The sequence below is a fragment of the Chloroflexota bacterium genome (assembly GCA_016887485.1).
In the GTDB taxonomy this organism is placed as follows: Bacteria; Chloroflexota; Anaerolineae; order Anaerolineales; family Anaerolineaceae; genus Brevifilum.
Window position 1 is genome coordinate 1140462 of sequence record CP069394.1, and the last position, 19758, is coordinate 1160219.

Sequence of the window (19758 nt, forward strand, 5' to 3'; positions counted from 1 at the left end):
CCATTTAGTCCGGAAAGCATCACCAATACCCACGATGTTCGGGCCCACCATAAAATAGCCCGGGGGTAATGACAAAATTAGGCTGAGTTAGTAAATCTGCTTAGTCTTTGGAGTGCTTCAAGAATTCTTGCACCGTCTCGGCCTTAATCGGCAAACTGTGCACCCGCAAGCCAATCGCGTTATAAAGCGCATTGGCAATGGCCGGCGGCGTGGGGATGCTGACGATCTCGCCAATCCCCTTGGCGCCATACGGTCCGTCATTGGTCGGAACTTCCACAGGGAAGGTATCAATTTTTGGTGTATCCATGATCCCGGGGATGTGATATTGCCTGAAACCCTCCGAGAGGTTATGGCCCTCTTCGAGCAGGACCTCCTCCATCAGCGCATGTCCCACTCCCATCACCGTGCCGCCTTCGATCTGTGCGTTGAAGCCGAGGGGATTGATCACTTCCCCGGCATCATTGGCCGTGATGACATGCAGCACCTTGATTTCTCCTGTGCCCAGATTGATCTCAATCTGGACCGCCTGGACAGCAAAGGAAAATGCAAAATGGATATCGCCATCCGTTCCCAGCGGTTCGGTTGCCGGGGCGGAGTAGCGATAGGTTTCTTCGGGCGTCACCCCTTCGCTAACCAACAATTGATAAAGAGCCTGCAGGTCCAATGATTTCTCGCCAACGGTCACCCGGCTGTCTATAAAGCTGATATCCGCTTCATCCACCTCATAATGGTCAGCGAGGAACTGCGCGACTTTCCGGCGAAAAGCTCGAGCCGCAAATTTTGAGGCATTCCCGGTGACATAGGTCTGCCGGGAGGCTGTGGTCGGGCCGCCATCCGGTGCATTATCGGTATCCATGACATGCACCTGCACATCTGCGGGATCAGCATCCAGTTCCTCAGCCACGATCATCCGCAGTACGGTGACCAACCCCTGGCCTAACTCTGCGGCCGAAGAGCGTACATCATACTGGCCGTTTGGCAGCAATTCCACAACCGCGCCGGAACTGTCATCCGCTCCGCTGCCCAGGCCGGTATTTTTGAAAGCCGCTGCCACGCCCCAGGTGCGCACAAATTCATCACCATCACGGGTGATCCGCTCTGGCTCGAAGGGCAATTCGCCAGCGACCTCATGCAGTTTCGCTTCAACTTTATCGATACATTCCACCAGGCCAACGCTATCGACCAGCAGCTGGTTGGTGTTGGTCCGAGTGCCTGTTCGCAGGGCATTCATCCGGCGGAATTCAAAGGGATCCAGGCCTAACTCCCGGGCCAGCATATCCATCATGCTTTCAATAGCAAAGGTCGCCTGAATCACACCAAACCCGCGGAAAGCTCCCGAAGGTGGGTTATTGGTAAACATGGCGTAGCAATCCGCCTTGGTATGCGGAATGACATAACAGCCCGCGGAATGGGTTGTGGCGCGGGTCATCACCTTATCCCCCAGCGAGGCGTAAGCACCCGTATCGCCATAGAGCAAAGTCTTGGCTGCCGTCAGATGCCCATCCTGCTCCACGCCCAATTTCACCGTGATCTGCGTGGCATGCCGTTTAGGATGCACCAGCAGAGATTCACGCCGGTCAAAGAGCAGCTTCACAGGTCTTCCGGTGGCATTCGCCAGTAATGCAGCATGGATCTGGCCGGCGATATCCTCCTTGCCGCCAAAACCGCCGCCCATCGTCTGACCGGCAATGTGAACTTGTTCCAAAGGCCAATTCAAGACCTCCGCCACCTGCCGCCGATCCTCATATGGGATCTGCGACGCAACGTAAACCGTCATCCGGCCATCCTCAGTGGGCACAGCCACACTGCATTCCGGCTCCATAAAGGCATGGTCCATCGTGGGTGTGGTAAAGGTCTCTTCAATCACCAAATCCGCGTCAGCAAAGCCCTGGGCCAGATCGCCTTTGCGGACCTTGATATGTTCCATCAGGTTACCAGTTTCACGCACCTTGGGCGCGTCATCCTCACAAGCCTGCACCGGGGATGAAACCACCGGCAAGGGGTCTATCTCTACCTCGATTAATTCAATCGCCTGATCCACGATCGCCTGGGTCTCAGCTGCGAGGATGGCAATAGCGTCTCCTTCATAGCTGACCTGTTCCCCCACCCCAACCATCACCGGCCAATCCGGGAAGACCAGACCATGGACATGCGATCCAGGAATTTCCTCCGCTGTCAGAACTGCAACCACACCAGGAAACGCGCGTGCTCGGGTCACATCCAGCTTGGTCAGAATACCGTGCGGCACCAATGCCCTTTTCACCCTGGCGAAGAGCATCCCATCAAAAACGAGGTCATCGGTAAACACAGCTTCCCCGGTCACTTTGTCAACTGCATCCGGGCGCACTTCCATTCGACCCACAACTTTACCGGGGCGGACGGAATTTGTCACTTCTGGGGGCTTCACCGCCTCACCGGTCCGCAGCGATTCAGCCGCAGCGAGGATGGCCTTCTCAATGGATGGATAACTGCCGCAGCGGCAAAGATTACGTTTCAGAGCTTTATGAATGTCTTCTGATGATGGATTTTGATTGTTCTCCAGCAAGGCAAAGGAAGCCATAATCTGGCCTGGTGTACAGAAGCCGCATTGCACCGCACCATAATCAACAAAGGCTCTTTGCAAGGGGTGCAGACGTCGGACGCCATTCACCACCTCGGCCAGCCCCTCAATGGTCAGAATCGCTTTGCCATCCGCCCGTTCAGCCGGGAACAAACAGGACTTGACCGGCCGCCCATCCAGGAGGACCGTACACGTACCGCATTGCCCCTCTCCGCACCCGACCTTGGTACCGGTCAGGTGCAGTCGATTGCGTAAGATATCAACAAGTTTTTCGCCAGGTTCAATGGATATAGAATACGCCTGTCCATTGACAGTGATGTGGATGATTTGGTTCATATGAATTTAGTATAACCGCTAGAGGCCGCGCTCACCTCGGATATAGGGAATGCCTAAGGCTGCTGGAGTACCCTTCCGTTTCCTTCTGGCCGCGCCGGAACCCCAAACCAACGCCACAATCGTCAAAAGGAAGGGCACCATTTGAAGGAAGAAAACCAGGTTGTGGTTATAGAAGAAGGGATTGCGGAAACCAAGCAGCATCGCCGGTCCCTGCAGGTCCAGAGTGAACCTTCGGAGCATACCGAAGAAATAACCACCCAGGGCAGCCGTAATCGGATTCCAACGGGCAAAGATCACCAGAGCAATCGCAATCCAGCCTTGCCCGGAAGTCGTCAGGCTGCTATACCAACCGGGAGAGATCGCAATGCTGATGGTTGCTCCAGCCAAACCAGCCAGACAACCGCCAACGAAAGTGTAGAGATAACGCGTGCCATACACACTGATCCCCAGGCTATCCGCTGCCGAGGGTTTCTCACCCACAGCCCGCATATGCATCCCTGGCCGGGTTTTATAAATGAAGTACCAGGCAATCGGGATCAGCAGATAACCCACATAGACCAGCAAGTTGAAATCAGTAAAGATAATCGGGCCGATATAGGGAATTTTTGAAAGCAAAGGAATTGAGAAGCTAGGAATCGTGGGGGTGTTCAGTCCGGTCAGTCCCTCACCCAATACCAGGGCCAACCCTGTGCCTAAAAAGGTCAGCGACAAGCCGCTAACCGTCTGATCAGCTTGTAATGAAATCACCACCAGCCCGTGCATCAGGCTCAAGATGCCGCCAGCCAGGATCCCCGCCATCAACCCTAACCAGGCGTTTTGAGTGACATGCGCAACTTTGAATGCCGCCATAGCGCCAATCAGCATCATCCCTTCCACACCAAGGTTCATCACACCGGAACGCTCCGCCAGAATTTCGCCGATAGCTGCAATCAGCAGGATTGTTCCGGTGGAAAGCCCTGCCCGAAATATGACCAATAAGTTCATGCTGCCTCCTCCTGATGCCTGCGAACGATGCTGACTTTATAGCGCAGGAAGACATCACTGCTGATGACCAGGAAAAGAATGGTTCCCTGGATCATAAATGAAAGGCCTGAGGGTTGAATTTCACGTCCGGCCACAATCAGTGCCCCAAAGAGGATCGCCACCGGAATGACCGCAAAGGGGTTCAATTTTGCCAGCCAGGCCACGATCACACCGGAAAAGCCATAATTGGTCGAGATCCGTTCCTGCAGGCGGTGAACCACACCGGTCACTTCAGACATCCCTGCCAACCCGGCCAAAGCGCCGGAGAGCATCATCACCAGGATGATGTTCTTCTTGATGTTGATCCCGGCATAATTCGCGGCTTTGGGGTTATCACCGATCAAAGTGATTTCATAGCCCCAGCGGCTGTGCTTCAAGATGACCCAGATCAGAACAGCCGCTACCAGCCCAAACACCACCCCAAGGTGGAGGGTGATCCCCGAGAAGAAGGGGTGCTCCCGGGCCAGATCTGCTAAACGAGGCAGCCAGGCGACCTTGTCGAAGGTCGGTGTCATCTGAAAGCCTGCGTCACTGTATTTACCAAAGATCCAGTAGTTATTCCAATAGACAGCCACATAGTTCAACATCAAGGTCGTAATGATCTCATTGACATTGAACATGGCTTTCAAAAAGCCGGGGATAAACCCATAAAGTGCGCCGCCCAGGATACCCATCACCGCCATCAAAGTCAGCACCATCCATTTGGGGCTATCCAGAGGGATGATCGGCACCAGCACAACCATGCTGGCAAAGAAAGCGCCCATATAAAATTGGCCTTCAGCGCCAATGTTGAGGATGTTCATCTTAAAGGCAACAGCACACCCAAGACCGATCATAATCAGGGGGGTGGCCTTCACTAAAATATCAGAAAACGCTCCCCAGCTGCCAAAAGCGGCACTGAAGAAATATCTGTAAACTCGGAAGGGATTCCCGCCAATAGCCCATAAAACAATCCCGCTGATGATGAATGCCACGATGATCGCACCCATCGAGGTTGCAAAGGGCAGCCACTTCGGGACATCTTTTGTTCGAGGTTCAAATTTGATTCTATATGGCAGTCTCATTCATCTCTCCTCAGTGTCCCGGTCATCATCATACCAATCTGATTGAGATCCGCATCTTTGGCGTCCATCTGCCCCACCAGCTCACCATCAAAAATGACGGTAATCCGGTCGCTCAGCATCAGCAGCTCATCCAGCTCTTCTGAAATGAGCATGATCGCGGCGCCTTTCTGGCGCTGCTCCAGCAATAACTTCTGGATGCCCTCAATCGCGCCCACATCAAGGCCGCGCGTTGGTTGCATGGCAACGATCAATTGCGGTGCGCCGGAAATCTCACGGGCCAGGATCAGCTTTTGCAGGTTCCCACCTGAGAGCTTGCGCGCCATCGTATCCACGGTTGGCGCTTGAATATCATAATTCTCTTTCAAACCACTTGCATGATCATGAGCAGCGACATAGTTGATCCGCCAGCCATTGCTGATCGGATCCTGAATGTAACTCTTCATGATGGCGTTTTTGGTGATGGATAGATTAGGCGCTGTGCCAACCCCGGTACGATCTTCGGGGATATGCGCCAATCCACAGCGAATGGATTTCCGTGGGGAACAATTGCCCACTTCCGTGCCATTGATCCTGATCGAACCCTCGCTCGAACGCAATCCGGTTAAGGCTTCCACCAATTCACTCTGGCCATTGCCGGCAATCCCGGCAACCCCAAAGATCTCACCTTCCCGAATCTGGAAGGACACGCCTCTCACAGCCGGCAATCCCCGGTTGTTATCGGCGGAAAGGTCTTCCACTTCCAACACAACCTTTCCCGGCTCTCTTTCCTGTTTATCCACCTGGAAGATGACCTTGCGCCCAACCATCAACTCTGCCAGCTGCGTTCGGGTCAGCCCTTGCGGGTCAATCCCTTCTGCTGTGGCCTTGCCTTTACGGAGGACTGTCAACCGGTCGGCCACTGCCTGGACTTCGTTCAATTTATGGCTGATAAAGATGATGGACTTCCCCTGATCGACCAGGGTCCGCATAGTCTCCATTAATTCGTCAATCTCCTGGGGAGCCAAAACAGCGGTGGGCTCATCGAGGATCAGGATATCCGCTCCTCGATAGAGCGTCTTTAGAATTTCCACCCTTTGCTGCTCTCCCACGGAGAGCTGCCAGATCTTGGCAGTAGGTTCTACCTTCAAACCAAAAGTCGCCTGTAATTTCTCAATCTTCTTATCATAGGTTGATAGATTCATGAAGAATTTTGGTTCGTTGAGACCCAACAGGATATTTTCCGTCACTGTCAGGGTAGGTACAAGCATGAAGTGCTGATGCACCATCCCAATCCCAGCCGCGATGGCATCTTTTGGTGAACGGAAGGAGACTGGTTTTCCTTTAACCTTGATGACACCCGATTCGGGTCGATACATCCCCGAAAGGACATTCATCAAAGTGCTCTTACCAGCGCCATTTTCACCTAAAAGCGCATGAATTTCGCCCTTCTTCAAGGTGAAATTCACATGATCATTTGCTAAAACGCCTGGGAAACGGATGACAATATCCCGCATATCAACTGCGTATTCATTATCATCAGGTATATGTGTCATAGATCCAACTTAATCGATAAATGCACCAAAAATGATGCGTGATGAGGGCCATATGACACAACCAGGAAACTGCCGAAGCAAGTTTCCTGGTTGTGGTTATTTAGTTCAATTAATCAAGTGAGGGTAATTCTGCAGTGATGTTCTCATTCCACCAGTACATACAGGTGGTGCAGTCACTGCCGAATTGAGCGAAACCGTCCAGGTCGAGCTGTTCGAGGCTCACACCATCAGCCAGAATTTCATTACCCTGGTTGTCGGTGATGGGGCCTTTGAAAACATCGAAACGAGTGAATTCGCCAGCCAGCATCTGGGCAAGGATCTCGCGAACCATCGCCAAATCCTCTGCGGGGAGGTCAGCCAAACCGGGCTGTAATTCCTCACCCTCCATGAAGCCGTACAAGCCTAAGCCGCCGGAATCAGCATCGAAGTATTCCCAGCCACCCTTCCAGGTGCCTTCGCGAGAAGCTTCAACGATTCGAGCGTATTCCACACCCCAGTTCCAGTACATGGAGGTGAGGCAGGCATCGACTGTGCAGTTTCCATAATAGTCATAGGTGATGCCCCATTTTCCTTCAGGAGCAGCAATGGCGGGAGCAGGTGTGTCCGCACCGGTCATAACGACCTGAGCGCCAGCCGAGAACAGGGATTCAGCGCCCTCCTGTTCGAGGATGGGATCGTGCCAGGTGTTGATGAAACGGACATCAATGGTGCAATCAGGGCAGGTCTTTTGAGCACCGAGGGCAAAAGCGTTACCCAGGCGGAGTTCTTCCGGGATCGGGAAGGTGGCCATATAACCAAGTTTCGGATTACCATCCATCTTTGCCCGGGAACCGGCCAGCATACCAGCCAAGTATTTTATATCTTCCATGGCACCCATCAGGTTGCCAAAGTTTTCGCCATTGGCTTTGTAACCGCTGACATGGATGATATCCACATCCGGGAATTCATCTGCAACAATTTCAGATGCATCCATAAAACCAAAGGAAGTTGTGAAGATTACATCAAAACCTTTGCGAGCCAGTGAGCGGATCACCTGTTCGGCATCTGCACCCTCCGGCACGTTTTCAATGTAAGCGGTGTGAACATCAGCGACATTCTCTTCTACATACATCCGGCCGACATCATGCGATTGTGACCAACCGCCGTCGTCGTGTGGGCCAACATAGACAAAAGCAACGTTATATTTACCTTCTTCAGGGGCAGGGATTTGGAAGCCTGCAACGGTTTCTTCGGTTGCTTCGGTTTGACCACAAGCTGAAAGGGCAAACACTGCAACAACTAAGATCGTGAAAAGCCAAAAAATGTGTTTTCTCATCTCTCATCCTTCATTGTCTAAATTCTTGGTTGGATAGAATTGACAGAATTGCCTAGTTCTTCGCCATTTTCTCCTTTCCTAATAACCATATAGACCAAGAGATGAAAACATTTCATGTCCATCATTCGATCACATGGTAGTGAAATAATAAATACAGCAATTGATCCTTCGCCAGAAAAGATAAATCCGGAATGGATTTTTGGATTGCACACATCCCCCAAGAAACGACCTGTGTTGTCTTGATAATTTGGTGGTTCCTAACGCAAGAAGTTTTCCTTGCAAACATAACCTCAACCCATTCGGTAATGGTCAGTCAATAGACAGATTTTATCATTAATTATCGTGAGAATTGGTTGTCTATACATCTTAACTAATCGTTTACATTCAAATAGCCAGATAGTCCATCCCTCCTTCAATTGTCAGACTTATACCCTATATTTTATACGAAAATGGAGAATTTCATAGGTTAAAGGATACCATTTTTATGAAATTCATCGTCTGAGAATTTTTCTTAAATGTTTTGATTGTTTTATGGTGTACATGATATGCGCTTTATTCGGTGAAACTACACAATCTGATATTCTATTACACTCTGAAGAAGCCCATCCTTGCCTTTTTTCCAGGGAATTATTGCATAAAGCAATTCCCCTCAACTAATCTCTCCAAGGGTTCCCATGCGGATCATCCAATATATCCATTTGAATATTCTCCATCTTTTTGGTCTTCTGACTTAAATACCAGCTCAGATAAACATAACTTAACGGCTCGTTAACAACCTGATGAAGTAAAATCGTGGATATTTGCTAAAATCGAACCAATTATGATAAAGACATACGTTCAAGAACTCAAGCGAAATCACCATCATAACCGACCTTCAACCGGAGGAGCGGCGCTTGGCGCTTAATTGAACGCAGTCTACTAGCGTACACCGAAGACCTTCCTCCAATGGAAGGTCTTTTTTGTTACTTGAGGAGAAGATGATGCGACCTTTTTGATACTAGAAACCGTTCAACCTAACCTATTGAATTTCAAAGTAAAAACTATTTTTGAGGAGAAAAAATGAAGCAGAAAATTGTGATCACACTTGTTGCCATATTTGCCCTGGGTCTATTGGCCTCCTGCACCGGTCAATCTGATGCGCTGGTTGTTGCCACCGATCCCGCCTTCCCACCATTTGAAATGGTTGACGAAGAGAGCAAAGAGGTCATCGGATTTGATATTGACCTGATGAATGCCATCGCTGAAAAAGCTGGCCTGGATATCGTATTCCAGAATGTTGCTTGGGATCCGCTGCTGGCGGGTATGGCCGACTGTCAATATGATATGGCGATTTCCGGAATGACTATTACACCCGAAAGGGCTGAGCAGTTCAGTTTCTCAATTCCATACATAAATGCAGGCCAGATCGTCACAGTTCAAGCAGACAACACCACCATCAATGGTCCTGAGGACCTGGTTGGTTTGACAATTGGCGCTCAGATCGGCACCACGGGTGGAATGGAAGCTGAAGCCATCGAGGGTACGACCCTCAAAGTTTACGATACTTACGAATTGGCTTTCCTTGATCTAGAAAATGGGCAGGTGGACGCTGTCATTGCCGATTATCCCACAACGGTTGCATTTGTTTCAAAGAATGGTTCAGACCTCAAGACGGTTGGTGATATCTTCACCGATGAGGGTTACGGCGTCGCTTTCTGTCTTGGCAATGACGAATTAATTGCACAGGTCAATGCTGCCATCGCTGAACTTCAGGCTGAAGGCTTCATCGATGAATTAGTTCTTGAATGGTACAACTAGCAATTTTTAGGTAATCCCATCTTCTTGGTTCACCCTCTCGCCAGGGATTTATCCTGGCGAGAGGATTGAGAAAGAGTTCTTATGCGAATCCGAAAATCCTTGGAAAAAGTTCCTGGCTTTGAAGTAGCCAATCACCGAATCGACAGCTGGTGGTGGCTGGTGGCTGCGGTCGTCGCCATTGTAGCGCTTCTGGCTGGGCTCGAACCCGATCCATATTGGCGAATCATCAAGTTTGTCAGTGATGGCTTACTGGTGTCCATTGGCGTCACTGTTGTTTCATTTATCCTGACCTTACTATTGGGTCTGCTCACCGCTTTAGGCCGCCTCTCAAAGAACGGCATCATCCGCTGGATCACCACCATTTATGTGGAAGTAGCCCGCGGTATTCCGCTCCTTGTTCAATTATTGTTCTGGTATTTTGCATTTCCTTCCATTATTCAAGGCTTTGGCGAACTGATCCACTACGAACCCTTTGAGCACTACCACGCCAACCCCTTTGCTATGGCCATATTAGGCCTAACCTTCTGCTATAGTGCTTATATGAGTGAAATCTACCGGGCAGGCATCCAGAGTGTCCCCAAAGGTCAAAACGAGGCTGCCCGCAGTTTAGGCATGACCCGTAATCAGGCTATGCGCTATGTGATCCTCCCCCAGGCTTTTCGGACCATCCTGCCGCCGGGTGGGAATGAATTCATTTCATTATTGAAAGATTCATCCCTGGTCAGCGTTGTCTCTGTGGCGGATATCACTCGCCGAGGCCGAGAATTCATGGCTTCCAGCTTCCTCCCGGTTGAGACCTGGCTGATGATTGCCCTGATCTACCTGATCATGACCCTGATCTCCGCCCGAATCGTTGCCTGGATCGAACGCAAAACGCAAACGGAGGAACGTTAAAATGACCTCTCTCACCCCAACCCCCACCCCTATCATTCAAGTCGAAAACCTGCATAAACACTTCGGAGAAACCGCCGCTCTGAACGGCGTTAGCCTGGATGTCTACCCCGGCGAAGTTGTGCTGATCATCGGCCCCTCCGGTTCCGGAAAATCAACGCTGCTGCGCTGTTTGAACCGTCTGGAAGAATTTCAGGCCGGCTCCGTGATCGTTGACGACATCCCCCTGACCACTGCCGAAAATATCAACGCCATACGCACTGAAGTCGGTATGGTTTTCCAATCCTTCAACCTCTTTCCCCACCTGACGGTGCTGGAAAACGTGACTATCGCCCAAAAGGTCGTGCGGAAACGCAGCCCCGAAGAAGCGGATGAAATTGGACGGGCACTTCTGGCGAAAGTCGGCATCCCTGAAAAGGAAAGTGACTTCCCCGGGCAGCTTTCCGGCGGCCAGCAGCAGCGAGTCGCCATTGCCCGAGCCTTGGCGATGAACCCCAAGATCATCCTCTTTGATGAACCCACCAGCGCGCTGGACCCGGAAATGATCCAGGAAGTGTTGGATGTCATGCTCCAGCTTGCCAAAGAAGGGATGACAATGGTTGTCGTCTCCCACGAGATGGGCTTTGCGCGGGCGGCAGCGGACCGGGCCGTGCTCATGGATGACGGGCTGATCGTTGAAGAAGCCCCCCCTGAGGTGCTTTTCAGTAATCCCACCCAGGACCGCACCAAAGAATTCCTCAGCAAAATCCTGTAGATACATTATTAACCATTCCATAATAAAAACCGCTTTGAGTTGCCTCTCAAAGTGGTTTTTTAATGCTATGATTTAAACGACACAAAGACAATCCAAAGGAGCAAAAATGAAAATTGCAATTGGCAGTGATCATGCTGCATTTGAAATGAAGAAACTCGTCATCCAACACCTCAAAGATCGGGACATTGAGGTTCTGGACCTCGGGACAAACTCCTCAGAACGAACCCACTACCCAATCTATGGTCAACGGGTTGGCAAAGCTGTGGCAAACGGTGAAGCGGATCTGGGAATCACCATTTGCGGCACCGGCATCGGCATCGGTATGTCCGCCGGTAAGGTCAAGGGCATCCGAGCCGCGATCGTCAGCGACACCTACTCCGCCCGGATGGCACGCCAGCACAACAACGCCAACGTGCTCTCCTTCGGTGCTCGGGTAGTCGGCCCCGGCCTGGCTGAGGACATTGTGGACGCCTTCCTCGACCATGAATTTGAGGGTGGCCGCCATGCCATCCGCGTGAACCTGATCGCGGACATTGATGAAGGCAAAGACATCACTGAAATCCCCTAGCCTTCATTATTAAGCAAACTAAAAACCAGCCGATTTGGCTGGTTTTTGTTTTACAAGAATTATTCTTGAAACAAAGAGAGCTTTTTCAAAGGGGCTTCGGAATATTCCAAATACTTGATGCCCGAAATGAAAAATCAGAGTCTTAAGGCTTCTCCTCAAGGAGAAGCTGGCTGCGCAGCAGACTGATGAGGTGGAGATAGATTTTCCCCTCATCCGGCACTACGTGCCACCTTCCCCCCAGGGGGAAAGGCAAAATACACGAAAATAAATTTTATTTACTGTGAAGTTATGAAATATCCATCAAAGTTGCAGATTTTTATGTAGATCTTATTCAGGCTTCTCCTCAAGGAGAAGCTGTCTGCATAGCAGACTGATGAGGTGGAGATTGGGATTAACACACCTCATCCGGCACTTCGTGCCACCTTCCCCTCTCCCAAAGGGACTGCGTCGCAATGCTCCTTGAGGGGAAGGCTTTTTGAAGAAGAAACATATCCTCTAAATGAAATGAGGCTGGATTGGTCTACTAGTTTTCGTTCGGATGAAGCGCTTTCTGACGCTTCTTTGCCATATTGGCATGACGGGAGATCAGCCGGACATAGGGAGAAGACAAATGCCCGTTAATCTCTGCCGACTTCAATGCCTCACGGAACTCATCCGCTGTTGTAAATATCGGAATTGTAAGGGTTGCTGCACCGATCTCACCCAGTGAATGAGCATCCGAACCGGCAGCGTTAGCAAGGCCATACTCATCAGCAAAGGCTTTCGCTTTATTGTTAATCTCCGGGGTTAGCACACGGGCATTGAACACTTCCACGGCGTCCAGCATCGGTGCCAATTCAACCAGCTCCTCCCATTCCCAAGGCGCATTCCCGCGCCGGTCAAAGGGATGGGCAATACTGATCACCGCGCCCTGATCCTTCAAGCGCTGAACGGCTTCTTTAGGGCTGAGATAAGCCGGAACTTCCTCGGTCATGAAATAGCCCAAGATTTCACCGGCGGTCGTTTTGATTTCCTCACCCACAATGATCAAATCAGGGGCAAGCTTCTGGGCTGTGAAAGCGCCCTCAATGACATTGTGATCGGTCACAGCCAAACGATCCAGACCAATTTCCCGCGCCCGTTCAATCATCTTCTCGATCGGCATTAGGCTGTCTGGTGAATAACAGGAGTGAAGATGCAATTCAACTTGCAAAGTAGATTGTGATGACATCATTCGTTCAGATAAATCCTTGGTAATCGGTCTGCGAGCCCGCAGACCACCTCATAGTTAATCGTGCCCCATTTTTGCGCCAGGTCATCAGCGGTGATCTGGTGTTTGCCCTGGGAACCCAGCAGCACTACCTCATCGCCAACCTGCGCCTCGGGAACTGAATCCAGCTGGAGCATACATTGATCCATACAGACGGATCCAACAACATTCACCCGATGGCCGCGCACAAGCGCTTGTTGCCCTGCCACGCGACGAAAACCATCGCCATAGCCCACAGGGATCACCCCGATCCATTCATTGCCGCTGGTCACATACTTATGTCCATAGCTCACACCATGCCCCGGTGGCAATATCCGCAGGGAGGTGAGCCTGGCTTTCCAGGTCAATGCAGGCCGGAAATCTTCCGTGAGCTGGGAATCCGGGGAGGGGTTCAAGCCATAAATGGCGATGCCCGGCCGCACCAGGTCAAAATAGGCCTGGGGAAAATTGATGACTGCTGCAGAGTTACCAGTGTGAACAATCTTGGGCAGGAGACCATCCTTACGGAGCTTCTCCAAAAGTTCGATGAAGCGTGAGAGCTGGATCTGAGTCGTTTCTTCATCAGGTTCATCCGCTTTTGCAAAATGGGTAAAGATCCCATCAAAGTCCAGGTATTCATTGTTATGATAAGCCGCCAGGAATTCAGCGGCCTTCTCGGGTACCATGCCCAGCCTCCCCATCCCGGTTTCGACCTTCAGATGGACCTTCAACTGCCCGGCAGCCTTTTTGGCATATTCGAGATAAGCCTCAGCCATTTGGGGGTCATAAACAGCCACGTGGATATTCTGGGTGATGGCATCCGGTATCAGTGCGGGTGGTGTATAGCCCAGTACCATCAACTCAGATGTGACACCCTGGTGTCGCAGTGTCAACGCTTCTTCCATACGAGCCACGCCGCACCAGGTGGCACCAGCCTCAGTCACTGCCCGGGCAACCTGCAGCGCACCATGTCCATAGCCATTGGCCTTGATCACGGCCATGACATTCGTATTCGTCCGCCGCATAACGGCGCGGACATTATTCCGGATAGCATCCAGATCAATTTCAAGCCAGGTTGAATATACTTGCGTTTCCATGGGGTGTAGTATAGCCCCCCTTGCCCAACCTTTCAAGGTTCCCGCCCAATTCTGAAATCGGTCACCTACGGTATAATCTACAATCAAAACAATCAATTTGACAGTTTAGAAAAGAAATTGAACGAAAAATGACGGATAAACCCAAGTTTCACTATGATCTGATCGCCCAGGATGGCCGCGCCAGGGCTGGTGTGTTCCATACTCCCCACGGCGACATTCCCACCCCGATCTTTGCCCCGGTGGGCACCCAGGCGACAGTAAAATCTCTCACCCAGCGCCATTTAAAGGAACTGGATGCTAAACTGATCCTTTCGAACACCTACCACCTCTTCCTGCGTCCCGGCGATGAGCTGATCGCAGAGATGGGCGGCTTGCATAAGTTCATGTCCTGGGACGGACCAATTCTAACCGATTCAGGCGGCTTTCAGGTCTTCTCGCTTTCCGACATGCGCAAGGTAGACGAAGATGGCGTTACCTTTAAGAGCCATCTGGATGGCGCAACCCACCGCTTTACTCCGGAACGTTCCATTGCCATTCAGGAGAACCTTGGCTCAGATATCATCATGGCGTTTGATGAATGCGCCGACCCATATGACCGGGATTACATCGAAAGCGCTATGCACCGCACCCACCGCTGGGCCGAACGCTGCCAGGCCGCTCAAACCCGGGATGACCAGGCTCTTTTTGGCATCGTCCAGGGCGGTATCTTCCCGGAATTACGCGAGCAATCGGCCGAATTCATTTCCTCCCTCAATCTCCCGGGCAACGCCATCGGCGGCCTTTCTGTTGGAGAGACCAAGCCTGAAATGCACGCCATGCTGGAGATCGTGGACCAGATCCTGCCTGAAAATAAACCCCGCTACCTGATGGGTGTAGGCACCCCGCAAGACCTGGTGGAAGGCGTGCGGCGAGGTGTAGATATCTTCGACTGCGTCCTCCCCACCCGGCTGGCACGCCATAGCGCCGCGATGACGGATTCCGGCCGGTTGAACATGATGAATGCCAAGTTCGCCAAGGATGAACGCCCCATCAGCGAGCATTGCGACTGCTATACCTGCCAAAATTATTCCCGTGCTTATATTCGGCATCTGATCCAGACTAAGGAAATGCTGGCCGGGACGCTGATCTCGATCCACAATATCCACACACTGCTCTCTCTCGTCCGCCGGATGCGTCAGGCGATCCAGAATGGGCAGTTTGATGAATTTGCAACCCAATATCTAGCCAATTTTAATTAATCACAGGAGTCACCCATGACCCTTATCCAAGCCATCATCCTCGGGATCATCCAGGGGTTGACCGAATTCCTCCCCATTTCCAGCTCCGGTCATCTGGTTGCCCTCCCCTATATACTCAACTGGGACCTGCCCGCCAAAGAGATGTTCATTTTCAACATCCTTGTGCAATTGGGGACCCTTGCAGCGGTAATTATCTATTTCTGGAAAGACCTGGTCGCCATCCTTAAGGGCTTCTTCCAGGCGCTCTTCGCCGGGAAACCTTTCAGCACCCATGAAGCCCGCATGGGCTGGCTGCTAATCGTCGCCACCATACCCGGTGGCCTGGCAGGGCTTTTTCTGAACGACCTGATTGAACAGGCTTTTTCCACCCCACTGGTAACAGGATTCGCTCTGCTGGCGACTGCTGTCCTGATGCTTATTGCCGAAAAAGTCAGCCGGCAAGTCGGTGACCTGAAAGATATGAATTTCGGCACGGCTCTGGTGATGGGCCTGATGCAGGTCCTTGCCCTGCTCCCTGGTGTTTCCCGTTCAGGGTCCACCATTTCCGGCGGGATGTACCGCAACCTCAAACGTGAAGCGGCCGGGAAGTTCTCCTTCCTGATGTCCATCCCGATCATGCTGGCGGCAGGCGGCCTTTCCACCTATCAGATGATCACAGAAGTGCCCGACCTGGGCTCGTTCCTGCCCTTTATGATCGCTGGCTTTCTAACAGCGATGGTTGTGGGCTATGTCTCCATTCGCTGGCTGCTGAAATTCCTGGTCAACCATTCGCTGGTCTATTTCTCCATCTATTGTGCGGCTTTAGGCAGCTTCATTCTCCTGATGGGATGGCTGCGGTAATCAGATGAAAAAGCTCGTTTGGATTGGATTGGTTTTCCTGCTGCTGGGTGCGTTGACAGCCTGTAATGGCACCGCGCAGTCCGACACCGAGTTGGAAGTGGTGCATTTGCAGACCACTCCTGCCCTGGCGCATTGGCTGCCGCGGGTTGCGACCTGCGCTGACGTTATTCCCTACCTGGGTGTCGCCAGTGAGATCGTCAGCCCTACTGTTCTCGATCCGGATAATGCTGATCTGATCTTACGTCTTGGCCCCCGCCAGGCGGATGATCCCTATACAGCCGTCATGGGAACGGAAAGCCTGGTACTGGTCGCAGGAGATCAGGTGCCGCTGGATGTCCTCTCTTTGGAATCCCTGCACTCCATCTTTGCCGGGGATGTCACGCTTTGGTCTGAGGTGCCGGAAGTGGATAAAACCGCTGCCGCAAACCACCCGATCACGGTTTTTAGCTATCCCAATGGTGATGAATTGGCGAATCTGTTCAGCCAAGCTTATCTGGACGGTAAAACAATCACAGGTTACTCTCAGCGCTATTCCTCTTCGGAAGGACTGGCTGCGTTGCTCACGGCGAACCCTTACGGCCTGGGATACACCCTGGCCAGCCAGTCGCCAACCGGGTTCCGCACCCTTGTGATCACCGGACTGGAGCAGGACCCCAGCTTCTATGTCCTGGCCGTGACAGCCGTTGAGCCGGAGAACGGGCTAAGACAGCTTCTGCTCTGCCTGCAAGATATTCAGTGAGTCGATAACTCCGGGCTGGTGACTGGCAAGGAAAACGCCGGTCTCTTTCCTGATCTTGATTCCCCCATCCTTTTCAATCTTCTGATTAAAAAACGCCAGCATCTCAGCCGCTTTCTGGTTGGTGATGTCATCCTCCACATCCCACATCGAGAAGGCATAATTCACCAGGGCCTGCCCGTCTGTCACCCATAAATCCGATTGGTAACAATCCAGCCGCACCTCCGCAAACTGGGATGCCAAGTATTCCTGACCATTCTGCAGGCCAAACCGCCTGCGGTCACTGTCGGGAATTCTGAAGCCTGGCGAGAATTCCTCAAACAAATGGTAGAGGTCCACCATATGCGTGGCACCATTGGTAGCTGCCATGAACAGACCATCGGGTTTGAGCACCCGTGCGCATTCCGCCACAGCCAGCTCAATTGTCGGGACGTGATAAAGCATATGATTGGCTGTCACGCGGTCAAACAGCGCATCATCGAATGGCAGATATTGCGCATCCCCACTGAAGTAGTTAAAGCGCGGGTCATCTTCACCAATCTCCCGCCGCGCCCCTCGAAGCATCCCAATCGATAAGTCCATCAGGAAGAAACGGCTGGAATCCGGGAAACGGGAGGCATTATCCCGCCACTGGGTTGCATTGCCACAGCCCACAGCCAGTACATTTTGATCCTCTGCCATGCCCAAATGTTCATAGATCCAGGTTGTCCAGGGCACTTTGGCTGTGCTGTATAGTTCATGCAGGGCAATTCTGAAATTCAGGTTATCCGGTGAATGATACTGGTCATCCTTCAAATAGTCTTGATCGGTGAATTTACTCATCCGGCCTCCAGGAGTTCAATCCAGTCCAATGATCACTTACCACCCGTGGGTTAATTCTAACATTGAAACATTTACTCCATGATGATATCGATAAATCAAATATACAAACCAGATTGGTGCGCTCACAAACAGAGCGCACCCTACTTACTACTTCATTTGGACCATAGATCAAGCCTTTGGCCTTTGCAGGGTGCGCAGCTCATTTCTGCGCACCAAAAGAAATAATATCCACTGAAGAACTACGCCTTCCCGCCTTTACGCCGCCCCCTCAACTTGACACTGACTTTTAAAGGGATTATATTAAGCAAGCATCTTAAAAAATGTTGATGCTTGGAACATTAAAAAATCCTAGAAAGATGGAGAATTAGCATGTCAGAACGTTATGTCGGTACCGTCAAATGGTTCAGTGCCCCAAAAGGGTATGGGTTCATTGGTCGGAATGATGGTGAAGACGATGTCTTCGTACATTTCTCGGCAATCCAAATGGAGGGATACAAAAGGTTAAAAGAAGGTCAGGAAGTTGAATTTTCCGTTGAAGATGGCCCCAAGGGGCTCCAGGCAGCGAATGTCACCCTGGTCAATGGTGAAGAAGTAGAATCTGAAGCCTGAACGGGAATAATCACCAATAACCGTTCAGTAAATTACTGAAAGATCAAATCATCTAAGTAAAAAATCGGGTCGCAAATTGCGACCCGATTTCGTGTTTAAACCAATTATCTATTCTCTACTTTTCGCGGTTTGCCAGCGCTTTCTTCATTCGCTCCAGGCCTTCTGTCAAAAGTGTCCGCGGGCAGCCAAAGTTCAATCTGACAAACCCTTCGCCCTTATCGCCAAAGTCCGTACCCTTGTTTAAGCCCACTTTGGCGTTTTCCAGGAAGAATTGCTGTGGTGAAACTGGTAAGTCTAATTCCCGGCAATCCAGCCAGGCCAGGAATGTCCCTTCAGGCTTCCAAATGGAGATGCCAGGCAGTTCCGAGCGGGCATAATCCACCAGGTAATCCCGATTGGCCTCAAGATAAACCAATAACTCATCCAGCCAGTCTTGACTATCTCGATAAGCAGCCAAAGCAGCCCGAGTACCTAAGATATTGGGATGTCCCAGCAGCATAGTCATCGAGTGCTGCAATTTATCCCGAAGCGCTTCACTTTGGGCCACATAGACTGAAGTGGAGAGCCCGGCGACATTGAAGGTCTTGCTTGGGGCAAAATAGGTGACCGTCTTGGCAGCAATCTCCGGTGAGAGGCTGGCAATCGGAATATGCTTCGCACCGCTGAAGACCAGATCAGCATGGATCTCATCCGAACAGATCAGAATGTCATGCGCCAGGCAGATCTCAGCCATTCGGGTCAATTCCTCCCGTGTAAAAACCCGCCCTACGGGGTTATGCGGGCTACAGAGGATAAACAATTTGACCCCAGAGGCAGCCTTGGCCTCAAAATCCTCAAAATCAATCTCATATTTACCATCCGGCTGGCGAATCAGGGGATTGACCACCCGTTCACGGCCAGCCTGCTCCGGGGCCGCCAGGAATGGCGGGTAAACCGGGGTCTGGATCAACACCTTATCACCCGGCTCCGTCAGGCTGTAGATGGCATGGTTAAATCCGGTGACAACGCCTGAGATGAAATCAATTTCCTCCTGGGCCACCTTCCAGGCGTGCCGCTTGAGCAAATGGGCCTGAATGGCGTCCTTCAAATCCTCGGGCGGCCATCCGTAGCCAAAAACACCATGTTCAATTCTGGTGCGCAGCGCCTCAATTACAGGCTCAGGTGAGCGGAAATCCATGTCGGCAACCCACATCGGCAGCACATCCTCATCAAACCAATTCCATTTGATGCACTCTGTGTTCCGGCGATCTATTACTCGATCAAAATCCATTCTTTCTCCTTTTTCTTAGCGCTCAAATTATAGTCCAAATCCCCCAAATCTCAGGGCATCTCACCTCCGATAATCAAG

Annotated in this window: 17 protein-coding genes; 8 read left to right on the forward strand and 9 right to left on the reverse strand. The window is 51.4% G+C overall.

What is annotated here, in order from left to right; translation table 11 throughout:
* Positions 1 to 100 precede the first annotated feature (100 nt).
* From JR338_05200 to JR338_05220, 5 genes are all read right to left on the reverse strand, one after another.
* A complete protein-coding gene (locus JR338_05200; protein ID QRN84138.1) occupies positions 101 to 2896 on the reverse strand; it encodes a molybdopterin-dependent oxidoreductase in 2796 nt (931 codons plus the stop codon).
* Between the two features lie 18 nt (positions 2897 to 2914).
* A complete protein-coding gene (locus JR338_05205; protein ID QRN84139.1) occupies positions 2915 to 3880 on the reverse strand; it encodes an ABC transporter permease in 966 nt (321 codons plus the stop codon).
* Positions 3877 to 4983, reverse strand: a complete 1107-nt coding sequence (locus JR338_05210) for an ABC transporter permease (GenBank protein QRN84140.1) — start codon at positions 4981 to 4983, stop codon at positions 3877 to 3879. The genes JR338_05205 and JR338_05210 overlap by 4 nt, the downstream gene beginning before the upstream one ends.
* Positions 4980 to 6515: an ABC transporter ATP-binding protein gene (locus tag JR338_05215; GenBank protein QRN84141.1), complete on the reverse strand. Its 1536-nt coding sequence runs from the start codon at positions 6513 to 6515 to the stop codon at positions 4980 to 4982. Before JR338_05215 ends, JR338_05210 begins: the two co-directional genes overlap by 4 nt.
* A 109-nt stretch (positions 6516 to 6624) precedes the next feature.
* The gene (locus tag JR338_05220) at positions 6625 to 7830 is read right to left on the reverse strand and encodes a BMP family ABC transporter substrate-binding protein (protein QRN84142.1); all 1206 of its coding nucleotides are present in this window, start codon (positions 7828 to 7830) and stop codon (positions 6625 to 6627) included.
* A 1059-nt stretch (positions 7831 to 8889) separates the two neighbouring features.
* On the opposite strand from JR338_05220, the gene JR338_05225 reads away from it, so the two are divergent.
* The 4 genes from JR338_05225 to rpiB all read left to right on the forward strand — a co-directional run bounded on the left by JR338_05225 (position 8890) and on the right by rpiB (position 11840).
* Complete coding sequence (locus JR338_05225) at positions 8890 to 9627, forward strand: basic amino acid ABC transporter substrate-binding protein (GenBank protein QRN84143.1); 738 nt, start codon at positions 8890 to 8892, stop codon at positions 9625 to 9627.
* A gap of 81 nt (positions 9628 to 9708) precedes the next feature.
* Positions 9709 to 10521 (forward strand): amino acid ABC transporter permease, encoded by an 813-nt coding sequence (locus tag JR338_05230; GenBank protein QRN84144.1) that lies wholly within the window; start codon positions 9709 to 9711, stop codon positions 10519 to 10521.
* A gap of 31 nt (positions 10522 to 10552) precedes the next feature.
* Positions 10553 to 11272, forward strand: a complete 720-nt coding sequence (locus JR338_05235) for an amino acid ABC transporter ATP-binding protein (protein QRN84366.1) — start codon at positions 10553 to 10555, stop codon at positions 11270 to 11272.
* Positions 11273 to 11378: 106 nt separating this feature from the next.
* On the forward strand, positions 11379 to 11840 hold the full coding sequence (gene rpiB, locus JR338_05240; GenBank protein ID QRN84145.1) for a ribose 5-phosphate isomerase B: 462 nt from the start codon (positions 11379 to 11381) through the stop codon (positions 11838 to 11840).
* Between the two features lie 523 nt (positions 11841 to 12363).
* Here rpiB and JR338_05245 read toward each other — a convergent pair.
* Together JR338_05245 and alr are read right to left on the reverse strand one after the other, a co-directional pair.
* Positions 12364 to 12984: a PHP domain-containing protein gene (locus JR338_05245; protein ID QRN84146.1), complete on the reverse strand. Its 621-nt coding sequence runs from the start codon at positions 12982 to 12984 to the stop codon at positions 12364 to 12366.
* Positions 12985 to 13049: 65 nt separating this feature from the next.
* A complete protein-coding gene (gene alr / locus JR338_05250) occupies positions 13050 to 14165 on the reverse strand; it encodes an alanine racemase (protein ID QRN84147.1) in 1116 nt (371 codons plus the stop codon).
* Positions 14166 to 14293: 128 nt separating this feature from the next.
* Between alr and tgt the strand changes: the two genes are divergently transcribed.
* From tgt to JR338_05265, 3 genes are read left to right on the forward strand one after another with little or no spacing between them, the layout of a single operon-like run.
* Positions 14294 to 15403, forward strand: coding sequence for a tRNA guanosine(34) transglycosylase Tgt (gene tgt, locus JR338_05255; GenBank protein ID QRN84148.1), 1110 nt, complete (start codon positions 14294 to 14296; stop codon positions 15401 to 15403).
* Between the two features lie 15 nt (positions 15404 to 15418).
* Complete coding sequence (uppP, locus tag JR338_05260) at positions 15419 to 16243, forward strand: undecaprenyl-diphosphatase UppP (GenBank protein QRN84149.1); 825 nt, start codon at positions 15419 to 15421, stop codon at positions 16241 to 16243.
* Between the two features lie 4 nt (positions 16244 to 16247).
* A complete protein-coding gene (locus tag JR338_05265; protein QRN84150.1) occupies positions 16248 to 16982 on the forward strand; it encodes a substrate-binding domain-containing protein in 735 nt (244 codons plus the stop codon).
* Here JR338_05265 and JR338_05270 read toward each other — a convergent pair.
* Positions 16944 to 17801: a class I SAM-dependent methyltransferase gene (locus JR338_05270; protein ID QRN84151.1), complete on the reverse strand. Its 858-nt coding sequence runs from the start codon at positions 17799 to 17801 to the stop codon at positions 16944 to 16946. The genes JR338_05265 and JR338_05270 overlap by 39 nt on opposite strands.
* Positions 17802 to 18170: 369 nt before the next feature.
* Here JR338_05270 and JR338_05275 point away from each other — a divergent pair, with 369 nt between their 5' ends.
* Complete coding sequence (locus JR338_05275) at positions 18171 to 18410, forward strand: cold-shock protein (protein ID QRN84152.1); 240 nt, start codon at positions 18171 to 18173, stop codon at positions 18408 to 18410.
* 115 nt (positions 18411 to 18525) lie between these two features.
* Here JR338_05275 and JR338_05280 read toward each other — a convergent pair whose 3' ends face one another.
* The gene (locus JR338_05280) at positions 18526 to 19680 is read right to left on the reverse strand and encodes a pyridoxal phosphate-dependent aminotransferase (GenBank protein ID QRN84153.1); all 1155 of its coding nucleotides are present in this window, start codon (positions 19678 to 19680) and stop codon (positions 18526 to 18528) included.
* Positions 19681 to 19758 lie beyond the last annotated feature (78 nt).